The sequence below is a fragment of the Streptomyces tirandamycinicus genome (assembly GCF_003097515.1).
GTDB lineage: Bacteria > Actinomycetota > Actinomycetes > Streptomycetales > Streptomycetaceae > Streptomyces > Streptomyces tirandamycinicus.
The window spans coordinates 6863197-6882927 of record NZ_CP029188.1 but is presented as its reverse complement, the minus strand read 5'-3'; the positions used below and the strand labels follow the sequence as shown (position 1 = coordinate 6882927).

Sequence of the window (19731 nt, the reverse complement as noted above, 5' to 3'; positions counted from 1 at the left end):
GCTCGCGCGCGGACGCTCACCGAAAGGCCGGGCACGTATGGCACAGCCCTTCGAACTGCCGGATTTCTACGTACCTCATCCGGCGCGCCTCAATCCCCATGTCGACACGGCTCGGGAGCACACCCGGGGATGGGCGCGCCGGATGGGGATGCTGGAGGGCTCGGGGGTCTGGGAGCTCGAGGATCTCGAGGCGCACGACTACGCCCTGCTGTGCGCCTACACCCATCCCGACTGCTCGGCGGAGACGCTCTCGCTGGTGACGGACTGGTACGTGTGGGTGTTCTTCTTCGACGACCATTTCCTGGAGGTCTACAAGCGCCCGCGTGACATCGCGGGAGGCAGTGCCTATCTCGACCGGTTGCCCGCGTTCATGCCGCCGGACCCGGGGCAGGGGGTGCCCGAACCGACCAACCAGGTGGAGGCGGGTCTCGCCGACCTGTGGGCGCGGACGGCACCCGGCATGTCCGCGGCCTGGCGTGCCCGTTTCGCCGAGGCCACGGAGCATCTGCTCAACGAGTCGCTGTGGGAGCTGCGCAACATCGACCGGGGCCGGATCGCCAACCCGGTCGAGTACATCGAGATGCGCCGCAAGGTCGGCGGGGCGCCGTGGTCGGCGGGGCTGGTGGAGTTCGCGGCGGGTGCGGAGGTCCCGGCGCGGGTCGCCGGTTCCCGGCCGATGCGGGTGCTGAGGGACGCGTTCTCCGACGCGGTGCATCTGCGCAACGACCTGTTCTCGTACGAGCGGGAGGTCGGCGACGAGGGCGAGAACAGCAACGGTGTGCTGGTGCTGGAGAAGTTCCTCGGCTGCTCCACCCAGGAGGCGGCGGATGCGGTCAACGACCTGCTGACGTCGCGGCTGCAGCAGTTCGAGAACACCGCGCTCACGGAGGTCCCGGCGCTCTGTGCGGAGCGCGGGCTGGATCCGGCGGAGTGCGCGGCGGTGGCCGCGTACGCCAAGGGCCTGCAGGACTGGCAGTCCGGCGGTCACGAGTGGCATCTGCGTTCCAGCCGCTATATGAACGAGGGCGCGCTGGCGGGGCCGTCGATGTTCGAGGGAGTGCTCGGGACGTCGGCCCTGGATGTGCGGACGCTGTTCGGCCGGCCGGCGGCGGCCCGCCTGCGGTCCCTGACGCATGTCCCGCACCGGGAGACGGGGCCGTCGCTGCTGCCCGAGTTCGACTGCCCGTTCCCGCTGACGCTCAGCCCGCACCACGAGGAGGTGCGGAGCCTGTCGATCGCCTGGGCGGAGCGGATGGGGTTGCTCGGGGACGTCTGGGACGAGGCGCTCCTCACCGGCTTCGACTTCGCGCTCTGCTCGGCGGGCATCGACCCGGACGCCACCGCCGAGGAGCTGGAGCTGAGCGCGGAGTGGCTGACGTGGGGCACCTACGGGGACGACTACTACCCGCTGGTGTTCGGCCGCCGCCGCGATCTCGTCGGCGCGAAGGCGTGTACGGAACGGCTGATGGCCTGTATGCCGCTCGACGACCCGGCGTCGGGTGCGGCGGTCGCGGTGAGTCCCATGGAGCGGTCGCTCGCGGACCTCTGGGCGCGGACGGCCGGGCCGATGGGACCCGGAGCGCGGGCGGGGCTGCGGCGTGCGATGGACGTGATGCTGGAGAGCTGGCTGTGGGAGCTGCACAACCAGGCCCAGCACCGGGTGCCCGACCCCGTGGACTATCTGGAGATGCGGCGCTGCACGTTCGGTTCGGACCTCACCATGATGCTGAGCCGGCTGCGGCACGAAGGGGAGCTGCCGCCGGAGATCCACGAGACGGGGGCGATGCGGAGCCTGGAGAACTCCGCTGCGGACTACGCGTGTCTGATGAACGACTTCTTCTCCTACCAGAAGGAGATCGAGGTCGAGGGGGAGGTGCACAACGGGCTGCTGGTGGTCCAGAGCTTCTTCGGTTGCGACTACCGTGCCGCCGTCGCGATCGTCGACGATCTGATGCGGTCGCGGTTGAGCCAGTTCCTCCATGTGAAGGAGCATGAACTGCCGCTGCTGCACGAGCAGTTCTCGCTGGACTCGCGGGGCAGGGCGGCACTGGACGCCTTTGTGCGGGAACTGGAGGACTGGCTCGCGGGCATCCTCAACTGGCACCTGAAGGCGCGCCGTTACGGCGCGGAGGACGTGTGGTCGGGCGCGGGATCGGCGCTGCGCGTCGACGGGCCCCTGGCGCTGGGGATGTCGGCGGCGAAGCTTGCCGGTCTGCTCCGGTCCCGTGGGGGAACGGGTGCCGGGGGACCACTCCCCGCCGTGGGCGCGGCGGCGGGCACCGTGCGGTTCTGAACCGCGCGCCGGGGTGTCCGGGCGGGGCCGGGCCGGGGCCGTAACGCGGTGTCCCGGCCCGGGCGGGCATGCGGTGCCCGGTGACCGGGCCTGGGTCCGGGTCCGGGTCTGGGTCTGTCCGGCCGGGACGGGACACGGGGTGCGGCGGGACTCCTCCCCCGCCCGGGCTCACCGGGCGGGGCGGGTCAGCCCTGCTGGAAGAGTTCCGCGGGCAGAGGCTTCAGCAGCGCGTACAGATCGTCGGTGATCGGCCGGTCCCAGCTCGCGATCGTGACGAGGACGTTGTCGCTGCGGTCGAACTGCACGCAGGAGATCCGGTCCTGGGAGAGTTTGACCCTGCGGACGATCAGCAGGTTGTCGCCCTGCATGACGGGGACGTCCTCGGTGCCGACGACCGTGACCTCCTCGTCGTCATCCAGAGCCGCGAGCAGCTGGGCGACCTCGAAGGGGGCCTCCCCCTCGGCGACGTCACGGGCGGGCGAGCCCTCCGGCAGATTGCCGATGATCATCGCGGGACCCCGGCCGCCGAACAGGTCGTAGCGAAGGAAGACGCCCTGGCAGCTGCCGTCGGGCGCGGGAAGCAGCCCGGCGCCCAGATTGCCGGGCCAGTCTCCCGGGTCCATGGCCAGGACGTCGAAGTCCGGGCCCGCGGGGGTGGAGGCGCTGCGGCGGCGGAGGAAGGACATGCCGACATGGTACGTGCCCGGGGGCCGGTGCCGCCGACCGGGCGCACGCCCGCGCGACCCGCCGGAGCACCGTGACCTCGGCCCATACGACACGCCGGAGCGGGCCGGCCGGGCGGGCGCGCCGGGCCGTGACCTCAGCCGGTGCGCTCCGCCAGCTCCCGCAGGAGGGTGACGGCCTCCTCCGCGCGTTCGTACGGAACGAACAGATGGTCGTGGTGGTGACCGGCGACGACGTTGCAGCTGATGCCCGCGCCGGCCAGGGCGGTGGCGACCGCGGCGGTGAGCCCGACGGCGGCGAGTGCGGAGTGCACGCGCAGGGTGATCCAGCCGGCGACGTAGTCGTAGGCCAGCCCGGCGCCGTCGGCCTCCTCCCTGCGTACGACGAGGGTCAGGCCCTCGTCCTCGGTGACGGTGACCACGGGGGCGAGGCCGGGTGGTACCGCTGCGGGGACGGTGGTGAAGACGTAGCGGCCGGGGTGGAGTTCGGGCCGCATGCCGCTCAGAAGACGGCCGAGATCGTGCTCTGGAGTCATGATCCGCAGCCTAGGGCTGTCCGGTCCCCCGGCGGGGTGACCCCTCGCCGGGGGGATGAGGACCTGGGAACCAGGGAGGCTCTCGCGGTCTGCGCCTTCTCTTCGAAGGCCGGCGTCCGGGCTGTGGGCCCATCCGGCGCCTCTCACGGGCCGCCGCCGGGGTGCGGATCAGGTGAGGTCGAACTCACCGTGCCGGGCGTTCATGACGAAGGCCCGCCATTCCGCCGGGCTGAAGATCAGTGACGGGCTTTCGGGGCGGCCGCCGTTCCTCATCGCGATGAAGCCCTCGACGAAGGCGATCTGCACGTCACCCGCTCCCTGGGACCCCGACTGCCAGTCCGCCTGGCTGAGGTCGAGGTCCGGCTTGTCCCAACCCGAAAGCGGCTGCTCTGTGGTGATGATGTCGGCCACGTCCCTGCTCCTCCCGGTTCTTCGTCCGGGGTCAGCGTAGCGATCGGGGCCGGGCGCGCACAGGCCGCCGCGGCGGGAGTCGCCGCCGGAAGGACCGGGCGGGCGCCTTGCCGGGTTGGGCACCTCGACGGACCGGACACCTCGGCGGACCGCTGCGCGCCGCTCCCGGGTCCCCGCGTTCAGGTCGCCGGCGGCTCGGCACCGACCAGCCACATGGAGAAGAACTGCGAGCCGCCGCCGTACGCGTGGCCGAGGGCCTTCCGGGCCCCTGCCACCTGGTGGGCGCCGGCCCGGCCGCGCACCTGGAGGGCCGCCTCGGCGAACCGGATCATCCCGGAGGCGCCGATGGGGTTGGTGGAGAGCACCCCGCCGGACGGGTTCACCGGCAGGTCTCCGTCGAGTTCGGTCACGCCGGACTCGGTGAGCTTCCACCCCTCGCCCTCGGCCGCGAAGCCCAGGTTCTCCAGCCACATCGGCTCGTACCAGGAGAAGGGCACGTACATCTCGACGGCGTCGATCTCGCGCCGCGGGTCGGTGATGCCCGCCTGCCGGTAGACGTCGGCCGCGCAGTCCTTGCCGGCCTGCGGCGACACGCAGTCCTTGCCCGCGAACAGCGTCGGTTCGCTGCGCATCGCGCCGCCGTGCACCCAGGCCGGGGGGTGCGGCGCGCGGGCGGCCCCGGCCCGGTCGGCGAGGACCATCGCGCAGGCGCCGTCGGAGGACGGGCAGGTCTCCGAGTACCGGATCGGGTCCCACAGCATCGGCGAGGACTGCACCTTCTCCAGGGTGATGCCGTGCTCGTGGAGATGTGCGTACGGGTTCCTCAGCGCGTTGCGGCGGTCCTTGTACGCGACCAGGGAGCCGACGGTACCCGGTGCGCCGCTGCGGCGGATGTAGGCGCGCACGTGTGGGGCGAAGAACCCGCCCGCACCCGCGAGGAGCGGCTGCTGGAAAGGGACGGGCAGCGACAGCCCCCACATCGCGTTCGATTCGGACTGCTTCTCGAAGGCGACGGTCAGCACCGTCCGGTGGACCCGGGCCGCCACGAGACCGGCGGCGACCAGTGCCGTGGAACCGCCGACCGACCCCGCCGTGTGCACCCGCAGCAGCGGCTTGCCGACCGCGCCGAGGGCGTCGGCGAGGTACAGCTCCGGCATCATCACGCCCTCGAAGAAGTCGGGTGCCTTGCCGATGACGACGGCGTCGACGTCGGCCCAGCCGAGTCCGGCGTCGTCCAGGGCGCGGCGCGCGGCCTCGCGGACGAGCCCGGCGATCGACACGTCCCGCCGGGCCGCGACGTGCTTGGTCTGGCCGACGCCGACGACGGCCACCGGCTCCTTAGCGGACATGCGGCTCTCCTTCGAGGACGGCGACCAGGTTCTGCTGCAGACAGGGGCCGGAGGTGGCGTGGGCGAGGGCACGGTCGGAGGCGCCGCGGTGGACGGCGGCGGCGGCCTCGCCGACGCGGATGAGGCCCGCCGCCATGACGGGGTTGGCGGCGAGTGGGCCTCCCGAGGGATTGACCGTCACGGAGCCGCCGAGGCGCAGCGCCTTGCGCAGCACCACCTCCTGGGAGGTGAACGGGGCGTGCAGTTCGGCGGTGTCCACGGGCCGTGCGAAGGCTCCGGCGCGTTCGGCGGCGAGGCGGGTCGACGGCGAGTCGGTGAGATCGCGTACGCCGAGGGCGTGCGGTTCGACGCGGTGGTCCATGCCGCGGATCCAGGCGGGCCGCGGGCACAGTTCCCGGGCCCGGTCCCCGGCGGCGAGGACCACCGCGGCCGCGCCGTCGCCGACGGGCGGGCAGTCGCCGGTGCGCAGCGGCCGTACGACGTACCCGCCCTGCGGGCGGGGCCCGCGGAGCTGGGCGTGCGGGTTGCCCTCGGCGGCGGTCCTGCTGCGTGCCGCGATCGCGGCCAGGGCCGGCTCGTCCGTCTCCCCCGCGTCGATGAGCGCCTGGGCCTGCAGGGCGGCGAGGGCGACGGAGTCGGGCCACAGCGGCGCGAGGTAGTACGGGTCCAGCTGGCGGGTCAGCACATCCCGCACGGAACCGGGCGAGGACTTGCCGTAGGCGTAGACGAGGGCCGTGTCCGCCTCGCCGGTGAGGAGTTTGACCCATGCCTCGTAGAGGGCCCAGGCGCCGTCCATCTCCACGTGCGACTCCGGGATGGGCGGCCAGGCGCCCACTCCGTCGAGGGCCATCGTGAAGGAGAACGCCCGGCCCGCCAGGTAGTCGCAGGAGCCGGAGCAGGTGAAGCCGATGTCCCCGGTGCGCAGCCCGGTCCGTTCGAGGACGTCGTGGAGTACGGGCATGAGCATCTCGACTTCGGAGACCTCCTCGCTGCGGCGTACGTGGTCGGTCTGGGAGAAGGCGACGATCGCGACGTCTCGCATGGCTACAGCAGCTCCCGGTAGGTGTCGTAGTCCGCGTCGGGCTCGCCGGTGGGGCGGTAGTGGTCGGGGTGCCGGCCGCCTTGCGTCCACACCGGTTCGACGCGCAGGCCCATGCGCACGCGGTCGTACGGGATGCCGGCGATGCGGCCGTGGAGCGGCAGGTCGGCGCCGTCGAGCGCGATGTGGGCGTACACGTACGGCACGTCGATGTCGAGGTTCTTCGCCTTGATGTTGACGATGCAGAACGTGGTGACGGTGCCCCGGGGCCCGACCTCGACCTGCTCCGAGGTGGCGATGCCGCAGGTCGGGCAGGCGCCGCGGGGCGGCACGTACACCTTGCGGCAGGAGGGGCAGCGCTCGCCGGTGGTCCGGCGTCCGGCGAGGGCGTTGATGAAGCGGGTCTGGGCGCGGCCGGGTGTGTAGGTGTAGTCGAGCCGGGCCGGCGCGACGACTCCGGTCACGGGGTCGTCGAACGCGCCGCTGTGGGGCCGTGGTCCGGCTGCCGTGCCCCTCTCGGCGGCGCCCGGCGTCACGGGCTCCGCTCGCCTCTCGGCGCGGCCCGCGTCACTCCTCGCGTCGGCCACCTCGTCGCGGCACGGGTCGGCCCCCTCGCCGCGGCACGGGTCGGCCCCCTCGCCGCGGCCCGCGTCGCCGTCTGCGTACGGCTCGAAGCAGGCGATGTCCGTGATGGATCCGCCGCGCTCCGCGGCCCAGCGGACGCGGACGCGCATTCCGGTGCGCACGGCCTCGGGGCCGGGGGCGTCGAGGGCGTGGAGGAGGCCCGTGTCGGCGCCGTCGAGTCTCACCAGCACCCAGGCGAAGGGCGTTTCCAGCGGCTGGCCCCGGCGCGGTTCCGGGTTCCAGGCCCAGGTGGTGACGGTTCCCGCGGTGCCGACCTCGACCAGCTCGCCGATCTCCTCGGAGGTGTCGGGGTCGTACTCGACGGGCGGTACGAGGACCCGGCCGCCGGTGGTCCTGACGCCGAGCACGGTGCGTTCGCGCAGGCCGGTGAGGAAGGCGGACTGCACGGGGCCGACGGAGCGGGTGAAGGGGAACTCGACGACGAGCGGGGCGCGCAGCACTTCCGGTGCCGAGGGCGCCCCGGAGGCGGGGGTGGCGGACATGGGACTCCTCCTGCCGCTTGTGGTGCCGCTGGTTGCGCCGTGGTGAGCCGCTTGTGGTGCCGCTCGTGGTGGCGTTGCCGTGCCGCCGGCTCGGCCGCTGGTTCCGTTGTGCGGCTCGGCCCGGCGGCCCGAACGGTCAGGCCCGGCGGTACTCCGGGTCGCGCTTCTCGGCGAAGGCGCGGGCGCCCTCCTTCGCGTCGGCGGTGTCGAAGATCGGCCAGCCGCGGCTCAGTTCGGCCGCCAGCCCCTCGCTCTCGGTCATCTCGGCCGTCTCGTACACGGACGCCTTCACCGCCTCCACGGCGAGCGGCCCGCAGGCGTTGATCCTCCCCGCGATGTCGAGGGCCCGCTCCAGAGCGGTGCCGTCGGGGACGACACTGCCGACGAGGCCGATGCGCTGCGCCTCGGACGCCGTGTAGGGGCGGCCGGTGAGCAGCATCTCGAGGGCGTGGGTACGCGGGATCTGGCGCTGGAGCCGCACGGTGGAACCGCCGATGGGGAACAGGCCCCGGCGGACCTCGAACAGCCCGAACACGGCGCTCTCCCCGGCGACCCGGATGTCCGTGCCCTGGAGGATCTCGGTGCCGCCTGCGACGCAGGGGCCCTCCACCGCGGCGACGACCGGCTTGCGGGGGCGGTGGTGGCGGAGCATGGCCTTCCAGTGCAGGTCCGGGTCGGCCTTGAGCCGGTCCCGGTACCCCCCTGCCTCCATTCCCGCCCCGGCGAGGGCCTTGAGGTCCATCCCGGCGCAGAACGAGCCGCCCGCGCCGGTCAGGACCACGGAGCGGACGCCGTCGTCCGCGTCGGCCTCCAGCCATGCGTCGTACAGCCCCACCAGCATGGGCAGGGACAGCGCGTTCCTGGACTCCGGTCTGTTCAGCGTGAGCACCAGAGTGGCGCCTTCTCGCCGTACGGTGAGGTGTTCCGTACCCGCCATGCCCGTCCTCCCGTCCTCGCGTCCTCGCGTCGCCGGACGTGGAACAGGTTGCAGGAGCCCGCGACCCAGTTCAATAGTTTTCTGACAGCCAGTCAGATTTCCTCGTCGGTACCCCTTCCCAGTTGCGGGCGGCGGCGCTCTAATGACCGCTCCGGGAACGACCGCCGCGAGGCGGACACTCCGTGCGGCCGGGGTCAGGAGGAACGGTGGAGTACAACCTTGCCGACCTTTTCGAGTCGGTCGTCGACGTGGTGCCCGACCGCGAGGCGCTCCTCTACGTCGACCATCCCGGAACCGGCGCGCGGCGCAGGCTCAGCTACGCGCAACTCGACGCGGCGGCGAACCGGATCGCGCACCATCTCACCGGCGCGGGGCTCAAGCCGGGGGACCATCTGGGGCTGCACCTCTACAACGGCGTCGAGTACCTGCAGACGCTCCTCGGCTGCCTCAAGGCACGCGTCGTCCCCGTCAACGTGAACTACCGCTATGTGGCGGAGGAACTGGTCTACCTCTTCCGCGACGCCGACCTCGCGGCCCTCGTCTTCGACGCCGAGTTCACCGGCCGGGTGGCGGCCGCACTGCCGCGGACGGAGAAGCTGCGGCACCTCCTGCGCGTCGGTGAGCCGGAGCGGGACGCGCCGGCGCTGGACTGCACGGCGTTCACCGCCGCAGAGGCGTCCGGCTCGCCGGAGCGCGGCTTCGGCGAGCGGTCGGCGGACGACCGGTTCATCATCTACACGGGCGGCACGACCGGGATGCCCAAGGGCGTGGTGTGGCGCCAGGAGGACCTCTTCTTCGCCGGGCTCGGCGGTGGCGCGCCCACCGGTGAGCCGGTGCGGCGGCCCGAGGAGCTGGCGGAGCGGGTCGCCGCGGGCGGCGACGGCATCACCTTCTTCCCCACTCCCCCGCTGATGCACGGTACCTCGACGCTCACCGCGTTCATCGCCTTCGGCTTCGGCCAGCGGGTGGTGCTGCACCGCAAGTACGTACCCGAGGAGGTGCTGCGCACCATCGAGCGGGAGCGGGTGACGTCCGTGTCGCTGGTGGGCGACGCGATGCTGCGCCCGCTGATCGACGCGCTCAACGGCCCGCTGAAGGGCACGGACCTGTCGTCGCTGTTCAGCGTGTCCTCCTCCGGTGCGATCATGTCCGAGTCCGTGCGGGAGCAGTTCAGGGCGCTGGCGCCGCAGGTGATGCTCCTGGACAACTTCGGCTCGTCGGAGTCCGGCTTCAACGGCACGGCCACGGAGGACTCCGGTCCGGGCAAGGGGTTCCGGCTGCGGGTCAACCACCGCACACAGGTGGTCGACCCGGTCACGCACGAGCCGGTCGTGCCCGGCGAGCCGGGCCGTATCGCCCAGCGCGGCCATGTGCCGCTCGGCTACTACAACGACCCGGTCAAGACCGGCGAGACCTTCTTCCGCAGGGGCGGCGAGCGCTGGGTGCTGCTCGGCGACATGGCCACGGTGGACGAGGAGGGGGTCGTCACGGTGCTCGGGCGGGGCTCCCAGTGCATCAACACCGGTGGGGAGAAGGTGTATCCGGAAGAGGTCGAGCAGGCCCTGAAGGCCCATCCGGACGTCTACGACGCACTGGTCGCCGGAGTGCCGGACGCGACCTGGGGCAACCGCGTGGCCGCGGTCGTGCAGTTGCGCCCGGGGGCGGCGGCGCTGGACCTCGAGTCCGTCCGGGCGCACTGCCGCGGCCGGCTGGCGGGGTACAAGCTCCCGCGGCAGCTCGTCCTCGCGCCGGTCATCCAGCGCTCCCCGAGCGGCAAGGCGGACTACCGCTGGGCACGGGAGGTCGCCTCGGCCGACGGCGGCCCCGGGGCCGGGGCCGGGTGAGCCGAGCGGGCACCGCGGGCGGCCTTCCGCTCCGAGGCCCGGCCGCCGCGGGCACCGCACGGCCCACTCCCGTTGAGCACGGTCGGGCAGCCGTACGTAATCCCCGGCAGGGAGCACCAAGCCACCTCCGGAGGACCCCCATGGCCGATGCCGGCAGCAACGTCACCGAGCTCTTCCGCGCGTCCACGGCACACAGCCCGTCGTACGCCGCGCTGAGCCGGGCCACCGGCGACCAGCAGCCGATCACCGACTTCTGCATCCCCTGCAACCCGTACTTCCCCCCACCGGAGATGTTCGACGAACTGGGCGACCGGCTGCGCGAGATCCTCACCTACTACCCCAGCAGCGCGGACACCATCACCGCGGAGCTGTGCTCCGTGCTCGGCCTCAACCCGCAGACCGTGGCCATGGGCAACGGCTCGACCGAGCTGATCACCTGGATCGACCATCTGCTGGTGCGCGAGTCGCTGGCCGTGCCGGTGCCGACCTTCGGCCGGTGGACCGACCAGCCGATGGAGACGGGCAAGCGCGTCGACATGTTCCCGCTCCCCGAGTCCGGCGGATTCGCGCTCGACCCGGCGTCGTTCGCCGACTTCGTCCGCGCGCGCGGCTCCCGTACCGCCGTCATCTGCAATCCGAACAACCCGGACGGCGGTCTGCTGCCGCGGCACGGCGTCCTCGCCCTGCTCGACCAGCTCCAGGACCTCGACCTGGTGGTCGTGGACGAGTCGTTCCTGGAGTTCGCCGACGCCGAGGCGGACTCCAGCGTCGTCGCCGACGCGGTGCTGCGGCCCAACACGATCGTGCTGAGGAGCCTGGGCAAGAACTTCGGGCTGCACGGGGTGCGCTTCGGCTACCTCGTCGCCAACCCGGGCCTCGCCGGCCGGGTGCGGGCGGCGCTGCCCAAGTGGAACCTCAACTCCTTCGCCGAGACGGTGGTGTTCATGCTGAAGGAGTACCGGCTGGAGTACGGGCACAGCCTGCGGCTGGTGCAGCGCGACCGCCAGGAGATGATCCGGCACCTGAGCCGGCTGCCCGGGCTCACCGTGTACCCGTCCCAGGGCAACTTCGTGTACGTCCGGCTCCCGGAGGGGGCCGACGGCGCGCTGCTGCGGAACCGGATGCTGGAGGAGCACGGGGTGCTGGTGCGGGAGTGCGGAAACAAGATCGGCAGCTCCAGCAGTTTCCTGCGGCTCGTGGTGCGGCCGAAGCCGGACGTCCAGCGGCTGGTCGCCGGACTGGAGCGGACGCTGTACGCGACGCCCGGGACATCCAGAATGTCCGACATATCCGGTCCGGCGCTGCCTCCCGGCCGGGACCTGGTGCCCGCCGTTCAGGCTCCCGGGCCGATGCCCATGCACGTGCAGGTGCCCGCCCGTCCCGCACCGGCGCACGCGCTGCCGTACGGCTCCGGCACGGCGGCGGTGGACCGGCTGGTGCAGGGCGCCTGAGTCCGCCGCGGCCGGCGGTCACCGCTCCTCCGCACCCCGGTGCGTCCCGGTCGCGGCGACGGCCCCTCCCGGCACGACCTCGTCTCGGCGACGGCCACCTCCGGCACAATCCCGCTGCCGCGGCGGCCCCCTGGTGCTGCACTGACCGGATGGAGCGGCACAAGGAGCAGCACGGCGAGGTACTCGCGCGGTACGACCGGCAGATGCGGCGGGGCGCGGCGGCGGACGGGCCGGGCGCGCGCATCGAGCGGGTGGGCGGGGTCGTCCGGCAGACCGCGGGGCACCGGGGCGGGTGGAACGGGGTCGTCTGGTCGGACCTGGACGCGGCGACGGCGGACCGGGCCGTCGCCGAGCAGGTGCGCCACTTCGGCTCCCTGGGCCGGGAGTTCGAGTGGGAGCTCTACGGGCACGACCGGCCGGGCGACCTGGCGGACCGGCTGCGCGCGGCCGGATTCGTGCCGGCGCCCCCGCGGGTCCGGCGACCGGCAGCCTGCGTCCCCGCGGATCCGACGCCCGGCAGCCGGCGTCCGCGCGTCGGTCAGCCGGTGGAGAGACCCGCCGCCGCCCCGGACAGGGCCTCCAGGACGGGGCTGAGCAGCGGATGGCCCTCGGCCCCGCGCCGGACCGCCGCGAAGACGCGCCGGGTCGCGGCGGGACCCGCGACCGGGAGGACCACCGTGTCCTTCAGTTCCATGCCGCGCAGCGCCGAGCGGGGTACCAGGGCCACTCCGGCGCCCGCCCCGGCCAGGGCCACCACGGCCCGGAAGTCGTCGGAGGAATGCGTGAGGCGCGGCTGGAATCCGGCGAGTTCGCAGGCCAGGAGCATGACCTCGTGGCAGGGGTTGCCGGGGTAGGGGCCGATCCAGTCGCTGTCGGCGAGGGCCGCGAGCTCCACCCCGCCGCCGTCCGCGAGGGGGTGGCCGCAGTGCAGCACCGCGTCGAACGGCTCCGCGTACAGCGGGACCCGGGCCAGGCGGAGGTCGTCCTCCCGCGGGGCGCCCCGGTACTCCACGGCCAGGGCCAGGTCGGCCTCCCCGTCGAGGACCATCGGCAGGCTCTCGTCGCCCTCCGCGTCCCGGACGCGCACCCGGATACCGGGGTGGTCGCGGGCGAGCCGGCCGAGGGCCGGGGCGAGGACCTCCGCGATCCCGGTGGCGAAGGAGGCCACCGTGACCTCGCCGGCCGCGCCGCCCGCGTAGGCGGCGAGCTCCGCCTCCGCCCGTTCCAGCTGGGAGAGGACCGCGTGGGCGTGACCGAGCAGGATCTCACCGGCCGCCGTCGGCGTCACGCCCCGGCCGCTGCGGATGAGCAGGGTGTGGCCCGTCTCCTGCTCCAGCGCGGCGAGCTGCTGGGAGACGGCCGAAGGGGTCAGATACAGCGCCGCGGCCGCGGCGGTCACCGTACGGTGGTCCGCCACGGCGCGCAGAATGCGGAGCCTGCGAGGGTCGATCACCCTGCCATTGTCGCCCGGGCGTCCACGAACGCCGCCACGGCCCGCTCCACGTCCTCGGTGGAGTGCGCGGCGGACAGCTGGACCCGGATGCGGGCCTGGCCCATGGGGACGACCGGGTACGAGAAGCCGATCACATAGACGCCGCGCTCCAGCAGCAGCTCGGCCATGCGGCCCGCCTCGGCGGCGTCGCCGATCATGACGGGGGCGATCGCGTGGTCGCCGGGGAGGATCTCGAAGCCCTCCTCGGTCATCCGGCGGCGGAAGAGCGCGGTGTTCGCGGAGAGCTTCTCGCGCAGGTCGCCGGCGGACTCCAGCAGGTCGAGGACCGTGAGGGAGGCGGCGGCGATCACCGGGGCGAGCGAGTTGGAGAACAGGTAGGGGCGGGAGCGCTGGCGCAGCAGCTCGACGATCTCGGCGCGGGCCGCGACATAGCCGCCGGAGGCACCGCCGAGCGCCTTGCCGAGGGTGCCGGTGATGATGTCGACGCGGTCCATGACGCCGTGCAGCTCGGGGGTGCCGCGGCCGCCGGGGCCGACGAAGCCGACGGCGTGCGAGTCGTCGACCATGACCATGGCGTCGTAGCGGTCGGCCAGGTCGCAGATCTCGGTCAGCGGCGCGACATAGCCGTCCATGGAGAACACGCCGTCGGTGACGATCAGCTTGCGGCGGGCGCCGCCCTCGGTGGCCTCCTTGAGGCGGGCCTCCAGCTCGGCCATGTCGCGGTTGGCGTAGCGGAAGCGGGCGGCCTTGGACAGGCGGATGCCGTCGATGATGCTGGCGTGGTTGAGGGCGTCGGAGATCACCGCGTCCTCGGGGCCGAGGAGGGTCTCGAAGACCCCGCCGTTGGCGTCGAAGCAGGAGGAGTAGAGGATCGTGTCCTCCTGGCCGAGGAACGCGGACAGGCGCCGCTCGAGCTCCTTGTGGACCTCCTGGGTGCCGCAGATGAAGCGGACGGAGGCCATGCCGTAGCCCCAGCGGTCGAGGGCCTCCTTGCCGGCGGCGACGACCTCGGGGTGGTCGGCGAGGCCGAGGTAGTTGTTGGCGCAGAAGTTCAGCACCTCGCCGGGGGCGCCACCGGTGGTGACGGCCACCGACGCCGACTGGGGGGTGCCGATGACCCGCTCGGGCTTGTGGAGGCCGGCGGCGCGGATCTCGTCGAGGGTGGCGCGGAGGTCGTCGCGCACGGAGGCGTACATGCGGGGTGCTCCCTTGGGTGTGGCTGCGGGCGAGTGGCGGAGGGTGCTGCGGGGGCCCGGCGTGCTGCCGGGTCGAGCAGGTCAGGCGGTCCAGTCGAGGATGATCTTGCCGCTGCGGGCGGTGGCGGCCTCGTCGAAGGCGGCGTCGAAGTCCCGGTAGCCGTAGCTGCCGGTGATCACGGGGCTGAGGTCGAGCCCGCCCTCCAGGAGTACCGTCATCGCGTACCAGGTCTCGAACATCTCGCGGCCGTAGATGCCCTTGATCGTGATCATCGAGGTGACGATCTTCGACCAGTCGACGGCGAACTCCTCCGCGGGCAGGCCCAGCATCGCGATCCGGCCGCCGTGCGTCATGTTGTCGATCATGTCGCGCACGGCCTCGGGGCGGCCGGACATCTCCAGACCGACGTCGAAGCCCTCCTTGAGACCGAGCGTGCGCTGCGCCTCGGCGATACCGGACTCGGCGACGTTGACGGCGAGGGTGGCGCCGACCTTGCGGGCCAGCTCCAGCCGCGGCTCGCTCACGTCGGTGACCACGACGTTGCGGGCACCCGCGTGGCGGGCGACGGCCGCCGCCATCACGCCGATCGGGCCCGCTCCGGTGATCAGGACGTCCTCGCCGACGAGCGGGAACGACAGCGCGGTGTGCACCGCGTTGCCGAAGGGATCGAAGATCGCGGCGACGTCCAGGTCGACCCGGGTGCGGTGCACCCAGACGTTCGACGCGGGCAGACACACGTACTCGGCGAACGCGCCGTCGCGGCCCACGCCCAGCCCGACCGTGCTGCGGCACAGATGGCGGCGGCCGGCGAGGCAGTTGCGGCACTTCCCGCACACGAGGTGGCCCTCGCCGCTCACCAGGTCGCCCACGGCGATGTCCGCGACGTCGCTACCGACGGCGGCGACCTCGCCGACGAACTCGTGGCCGGCCACGAGCGGTGTGGAGATCGTCTGCTGCGCCCAGCCGTCCCAGGAACGGATGTGGAGGTCGGTCCCGCAGATGCCGGTGCGCAGCACCTTGATCAGCACGTCGCCGGGGCCGTACTCGGGCTCGGGGACGTCCATGAGCCACAGCCCGGGCTCGGCGTGCTGCTTGACGAGTGCCTTCATGAGTGCGGCTCCAGGCGGGACGAGGGGGTGACCAGGCATGACGTCCCGGCCGGCGGTGATGCGCACCAATCTGCCGAGCGTCGGGCGTTCAGTCCATCGAGATCTTCTTAAGCGGGTCGACAGCGGAGCTTCACGGCGGGCGCCCGCCGGTCTCCAGGAAGCCGGCCACGGTGCGGCGGAAGGCGCCGGGGTCGTCCAGCCACGGGTAGTGGCCGGCGCCGGGCCGCACGGCCACCGTGCCGTGCGGGAACACGGCGGCGATCTCACCGGCGCGGGCGGGGGTGGGAGCGCCGTCGTACTCGCCCGCGATCACGAGGACGGGCGCCTCCAGTGCGGCGAGCGCCTCGCGCGTGGCACCCGGGTCGAACGCGCCCTCGGCGTAGTAGCCGGCGCGCGCGTGCGGGTCGCTCTGGTGTGCGTCGTCCGCGGCGTGCTTCCGGGCGGCGGCGTCCCAGCGTCCGTACATGAAGGGCACGATGTCCGGCCAGAGGTCGTCGAGCTCCGCCCCGCCGAGGAACGCCTCCCAGGCGGCACGGCCGGCCTCGTACCAGGGCTCGCCCCGGCGCAGTGCGACCGCGCCGCGCCAGTCCTCCTCGGTGGCCGTGATGCCGAGGGCGCGGGCGCCGGGGGTGACCAGGACCAGGGAGCTCACCCGTCCGGGGCACGCCGCCGCGTACAGCAGGGCGAGGTTGGCGCCCGCCGAATGGGCGAGGACGTCGGCGCGGTCGAGCCCGCAGTGCTCGCGCAGCGCCTCGACGTCGTCGGCGAGCCGGTCGCAGCGGTACGTCGCGTCGTCGTCGGGGACCGCGGAGTCGCCGGTGCCGCGCAGGTCCAGCCGTACCAGCCGGCGGTCCGCGGTCAGCCCGCCGAGATCGCCGAGGTACGCCGAGGCGCGCATGGGACCGCCGGGCAGGCAGACCAGCGGCTCGCCCTCGCCCTCGGCGTGGTAGGCGAGCACCGTGCCGTCGTACGCGCGGAAGGTCGGCATACGGTGATCCTCACCGGGCGGCGGCGATCCCGCCAACGGATCGGGCGCCCCGCCGGGGGCCTTGCGACCGAGGCCCCGCGCTTGTGGAGCCCACCGGTCGCGTGCCGGTGTCCTGGCACCCGGCCGGGTGACGGGACCGGTGAATCCCGGACCCCCGACCGCACGATCCGCCGCCCGGAGCGCCGCCCCCGGACCGGTGGCCGCCCCGGTCGCGCGGACGCGGGGCACGCGATGCGTGAGACGGACGAGCCCCGGCCGGCCCCCGCGTACTGGACGGGGAGGCCGGCCGGGGCGGAGCGTCACCTGCCTCGCCTGCCTGCACCGGCCGAACCGGCTGCGAGAACGCTGTGCAGCGGACCCAGGTTCGCGGCGTCGCCGCAGTTCTCGCACGAGACGAGGACCCTGCCGAAGGCGATCAGCGCGTCCGTCTCCCTGCTGCGGCAGGCCCGGCACGGTGTTCGCGCGAGGCGCTGCCGTACCGCCGCGAACGCGGTGCTCACCTGCTGGGCGTCCATCGTCAGGCGGTCACCGCGGCGGCCTGCCGCATCTCCTCGTCGGTGGCCATCAGGTCGTCGAACTCTCCGGCCTTGACGCCCTCGATGAACTTCCGGATCTCGGCTCGGGTGAAGTACAGCACCGGGCCTGCGGGGTCCTTGTCGTCGGAGAGCGCCACCATGCGGGTGCCGTCCGGGACATGGGGGTGCGGGTGGTCCTCGGCGTCCGGCGCCGCGGCGAGGATGACGCAGTCCTTCAGGATCGGGTCGAGGTCGGTGCGGCCGGCCTTCCGCCAGTCCAGACCGGGCGCGTTCGGGTTCTCGTAGGCCTTCGTGGTCCTGCCGTTGCTGATGGTTCCCACAGCTGTGCCTCTCTGGTATTGGTGCGGTTGTGGAACCCGCCCCCGCGCGCTCGACCTGTCACCGTTGGGGTTGCGGAGGCGGGCGTTCGGCACCCCGCCCCGCCGGCGTCTTCCGGACCACCGGCGGGGCAGGCGTTCACGGACTGCTGCGCTCGGCCTGACGCCGCCGCCCCGGGATGGGGGCCGCCGACGCCGCGGCCGTCGGCCGCAGGTTCTCGTAGTGGTCGCAGAGGGAGAGCACCGACAGGGCGAGCCTGCGCGCCCGGCGATGCGCCGCGCCGGGGCCGAGGCCCGGCGTGGTGTGCAGCCGGCGCCATGCCTCGTCAACGCCCACCCGCGCGACCATCGCGGGCCGGTCGCCGGAGGGCCGCGCGGCGATGAGCGTGCGGAGTGCCGGGACGAGGAGCCGGACGAAGCCGCGCATCGCGGCACTGAGGCCGTCGAGGTCGGAACCCGGCTCGTGCGCGACCATGACCTGACGGGCGGTCTCCCTCATCGCGGCGAGATCCATCGGTCCGGGACCGCTCTCCCCGGCATCGCTGTCGGTATCGCCGTCGGTATCGCCCTGCCCGGCAGCGGACTCGTCCGGGACGGTACGGTCAATCATGTCGATGCTCCTCGCGGCGTGGGCCGTGCCCCGTGGCCGGTAGCGCGGTTGCCGGGGTCTGGTGCTCAACTCTTGCGAAATGTCACGGCGGTTGCTTCCCTCCCGCCGGTATACCCATCATGGGTAGGCTCGTTGAGTCACCGTGATACACACTCGCCCGAGCAGGTACACACGGCCACGATGAACGACTTCACACCGCCCACCGCGCTCCCCGCTCACGTGCTTGAATGCACCGAGATGCGCACCGCTCTCGCGGCTCACGACTTCGGCACCGTCTTCCGGCTCGCGCACGACATGGCCGGGATCAGCTACTCGAAGATCGCCGCTGGGTGCGGCATCAAACCGGAGCGCGTGGGCACCCTCGCCCGCGGCCGCGGCCGCATCACCAGCTTCGACAAGGCCGTGGCCGTCTCCGACGCGTTGCGCGTCCCGGGGCACATGCTGGGACTCGCCCACCGCCCATGGGAGATGGGCGAGGGTGCGTCCCCCGGGCCGGCTGCCCGCACGACCACCGCACAGAGAGACCGAGCAGTGCGACGCAGAGAGTTCCTCCACGCGGCCACCGGTGCCGGCCTCACCGTCGGCATCACCGACCTGGCCAGACCCGCGGCAGGGAAGCGTATCGGCGCGGACTTCCCCGATCTGCTCCGCCTCCGTGCCGCGCGCCTGCGCCGCCTCGACACCGTGCTCGGTGGCGGCGACACCTACCGGGTGTACCTCGGCGAGTACCAGGCCACCAAGGCTCTGCTACGCGACGCGTCGTACACGGAGGCCACCGGCCGGGCCCTGCTGTCGGTGCTGGCCGAGCAGGCGCAGCAGGCCGGGTGGGCGGCGTTCGACGGCGGCCGCGAGGCCGACGCCACGGCGCTCTACAAGGAGAGCCACACCGCCGCCACCGGCGCCGGTGACACGAGCCTCGCCGGGAACGCGCTCGCCTTCCTCGCCTACCAGACGGTGAACGGTGACCGGACAGCAGGAGTCGAGATCGCGGCCCGCTCGTGCACCGCGCTCGGCCCCGACGCCCCGGCCGGTGTTCGCGCGCTCCTCCATGAACGTCGAGCGTGGGCATGCGCCATGGCCGGCCTCGCCACCGACACGGAGCACGCGCTCGCCGAGGCAGGGAGCGCGCTCGCCGACGCGCACGCCGCGCCCCAGCCGGACTGGGTCTCGTGGGTGGACCGCACCGAGTTGCAGATCATGACCGGCCGGTGCTGGGCCGAACTGGGCCGGCCGTTGCGCGCCGTGCCCGTGCTCGAGGAGGCGCTCGGCGGGTACGACGACTGCCAGGCGCGGGACAAGGCCTTGTACCTGTCGTGGCTCGCGGCCGCGTATCTGATGGCGGGCGAGGTCGAGCAGGCGGCGAGGACGACGAGCCGTGCGCTGGCGCTCGCCGACGGAGTCGCCTCGGTCCGGCCCCGCCGCCGACTGGACATCCTGCTCGGGCGTCTGGTGCGCCACCGCGGCGTCGCCGACGTCGACGAGGCCCTGGACAGGGCAGCGCTCTGATCTATGTCTCCGGCTGGGTGTTCTCGGACACCCAGCGCATGCACGCCTCCGCGCCCGCGATGATCGGCACGGCCGCGATCTCCGGGTTCTCCCAGGGGTGGTGACGGATGAGGTGCTGCTCAAGCTCCGGATACCGCTTGGTTCGGGTCTTCAGCAGGAGTTGCCATTCCTCTCCGGTGCCGAACTCTCCGAGATGCCAGAACACCGACGTCACCGGGCCGATGATCTGCGCGCCCGCAGCCAGGCGCTCCTTCACCACGGACTGCGCGAGCCGGACTGCCTGCTCCTTTGTCGGCGTCGCCGTGGACACCTGCACGTAGTCAGCCATGCGCCCGACCATAGCGA

19 protein-coding genes and 1 pseudogene are annotated in these 19731 nt (G+C 73.0%); 5 read left to right on the top strand and 15 right to left on the bottom strand.

Annotated features, from left to right (window positions below; genetic code table 11):
• The first annotated feature begins 37 nt into the window (after positions 1-37).
• A complete protein-coding gene (locus DDW44_RS29705; protein ID WP_108908415.1) occupies positions 38-2293 on the top strand; it encodes a terpene synthase family protein in 2256 nt (751 codons plus the stop codon).
• 185 nt (positions 2294-2478) lie between these two features.
• Here the strand turns inward: DDW44_RS29705 and DDW44_RS29700 are convergent, their stop codons facing one another.
• The 7 genes from DDW44_RS29700 to DDW44_RS29670 form a co-directional block, all read right to left on the bottom strand.
• Positions 2479-2979, bottom strand: a complete 501-nt coding sequence (locus DDW44_RS29700; RefSeq protein ID WP_018890857.1) for a hypothetical protein — start codon at positions 2977-2979, stop codon at positions 2479-2481.
• Positions 2980-3113: 134 nt separating this feature from the next.
• On the bottom strand, positions 3114-3512 hold the full coding sequence (locus tag DDW44_RS29695) for an ACT domain-containing protein (protein ID WP_108908414.1): 399 nt from the start codon (positions 3510-3512) through the stop codon (positions 3114-3116).
• Between the two features lie 168 nt (positions 3513-3680).
• The gene (locus tag DDW44_RS29690) at positions 3681-3923 is read right to left on the bottom strand and encodes a DUF397 domain-containing protein (RefSeq protein ID WP_018890859.1); all 243 of its coding nucleotides are present in this window, start codon (positions 3921-3923) and stop codon (positions 3681-3683) included.
• A 179-nt stretch (positions 3924-4102) separates the two neighbouring features.
• Positions 4103-5272, bottom strand: coding sequence for a thiolase domain-containing protein (locus tag DDW44_RS29685; RefSeq protein ID WP_037734874.1), 1170 nt, complete (start codon positions 5270-5272; stop codon positions 4103-4105).
• The gene (locus tag DDW44_RS29680; RefSeq protein ID WP_108908413.1) at positions 5262-6314 is read right to left on the bottom strand and encodes a thiolase domain-containing protein; all 1053 of its coding nucleotides are present in this window, start codon (positions 6312-6314) and stop codon (positions 5262-5264) included. The genes DDW44_RS29685 and DDW44_RS29680 overlap by 11 nt, the downstream gene beginning before the upstream one ends.
• 2 nt (positions 6315-6316) lie before the next feature.
• Positions 6317-7438 carry a Zn-ribbon domain-containing OB-fold protein gene (locus DDW44_RS29675; protein ID WP_108908412.1) on the bottom strand — a complete coding sequence of 374 codons (1122 nt, stop codon included), beginning with the start codon at positions 7436-7438 and terminating at the stop codon, positions 6317-6319.
• A gap of 136 nt (positions 7439-7574) precedes the next feature.
• Complete coding sequence (locus DDW44_RS29670) at positions 7575-8375, bottom strand: crotonase/enoyl-CoA hydratase family protein (RefSeq protein WP_108908411.1); 801 nt, start codon at positions 8373-8375, stop codon at positions 7575-7577.
• 206 nt (positions 8376-8581) lie between these two features.
• Between DDW44_RS29670 and DDW44_RS29665 the strand changes: the two genes are divergently transcribed.
• The 3 genes and pseudogenes from DDW44_RS29665 to DDW44_RS33105 all read left to right on the top strand — a co-directional run.
• The gene (locus tag DDW44_RS29665) at positions 8582-10219 is read left to right on the top strand and encodes an acyl-CoA synthetase (protein WP_108908410.1); all 1638 of its coding nucleotides are present in this window, start codon (positions 8582-8584) and stop codon (positions 10217-10219) included.
• A 140-nt stretch (positions 10220-10359) separates the two neighbouring features.
• On the top strand, positions 10360-11670 hold the full coding sequence (locus DDW44_RS29660; protein WP_108908409.1) for a pyridoxal phosphate-dependent aminotransferase: 1311 nt from the start codon (positions 10360-10362) through the stop codon (positions 11668-11670).
• A 149-nt stretch (positions 11671-11819) separates the two neighbouring features.
• A pseudogene (locus tag DDW44_RS33105) lies at positions 11820-12137 on the top strand (GNAT family N-acetyltransferase); the annotation flags it as partial.
• 71 nt (positions 12138-12208) lie between these two features.
• Here the strand turns inward: DDW44_RS33105 and DDW44_RS29650 are convergent.
• The 7 genes from DDW44_RS29650 to DDW44_RS29620 form a co-directional block, all read right to left on the bottom strand.
• Positions 12209-13123, bottom strand: a complete 915-nt coding sequence (locus DDW44_RS29650) for a LysR family transcriptional regulator (protein ID WP_018890867.1) — start codon at positions 13121-13123, stop codon at positions 12209-12211.
• Positions 13120-14319, bottom strand: coding sequence for a glycine C-acetyltransferase (locus tag DDW44_RS29645; protein ID WP_108908408.1), 1200 nt, complete (start codon positions 14317-14319; stop codon positions 13120-13122). Before DDW44_RS29645 ends, DDW44_RS29650 begins: the two co-directional genes overlap by 4 nt.
• An 81-nt stretch (positions 14320-14400) precedes the next feature.
• Positions 14401-15429, bottom strand: coding sequence for an L-threonine 3-dehydrogenase (tdh, locus tag DDW44_RS29640; RefSeq protein ID WP_108908407.1), 1029 nt, complete (start codon positions 15427-15429; stop codon positions 14401-14403).
• A gap of 130 nt (positions 15430-15559) precedes the next feature.
• The gene (locus tag DDW44_RS29635) at positions 15560-16417 is read right to left on the bottom strand and encodes an alpha/beta fold hydrolase (protein WP_108908406.1); all 858 of its coding nucleotides are present in this window, start codon (positions 16415-16417) and stop codon (positions 15560-15562) included.
• 299 nt (positions 16418-16716) lie between these two features.
• The gene (locus DDW44_RS29630; protein WP_108908405.1) at positions 16717-16932 is read right to left on the bottom strand and encodes a hypothetical protein; all 216 of its coding nucleotides are present in this window, start codon (positions 16930-16932) and stop codon (positions 16717-16719) included.
• A gap of 2 nt (positions 16933-16934) precedes the next feature.
• Positions 16935-17273 (bottom strand): DUF397 domain-containing protein, encoded by a 339-nt coding sequence (locus DDW44_RS29625; protein WP_017948334.1) that lies wholly within the window; start codon positions 17271-17273, stop codon positions 16935-16937.
• 136 nt (positions 17274-17409) lie between these two features.
• Positions 17410-17880: a DUF6415 family natural product biosynthesis protein gene (locus DDW44_RS29620; protein ID WP_108908404.1), complete on the bottom strand. Its 471-nt coding sequence runs from the start codon at positions 17878-17880 to the stop codon at positions 17410-17412.
• A gap of 180 nt (positions 17881-18060) precedes the next feature.
• Between DDW44_RS29620 and DDW44_RS29615 the strand changes: the two genes are divergently transcribed.
• Positions 18061-19386 carry an NsdA family TPR-like regulatory protein gene (locus DDW44_RS29615; RefSeq protein ID WP_108908403.1) on the top strand — a complete coding sequence of 442 codons (1326 nt, stop codon included), beginning with the start codon at positions 18061-18063 and terminating at the stop codon, positions 19384-19386.
• Between the two features lies 1 nt (position 19387).
• Here the strand turns inward: DDW44_RS29615 and cutA are convergent, their stop codons facing one another.
• Positions 19388-19714 carry a divalent-cation tolerance protein CutA gene (gene cutA, locus DDW44_RS29610; protein WP_208648024.1) on the bottom strand — a complete coding sequence of 109 codons (327 nt, stop codon included), beginning with the start codon at positions 19712-19714 and terminating at the stop codon, positions 19388-19390.
• Positions 19715-19731: the final 17 nt, after the last annotated feature.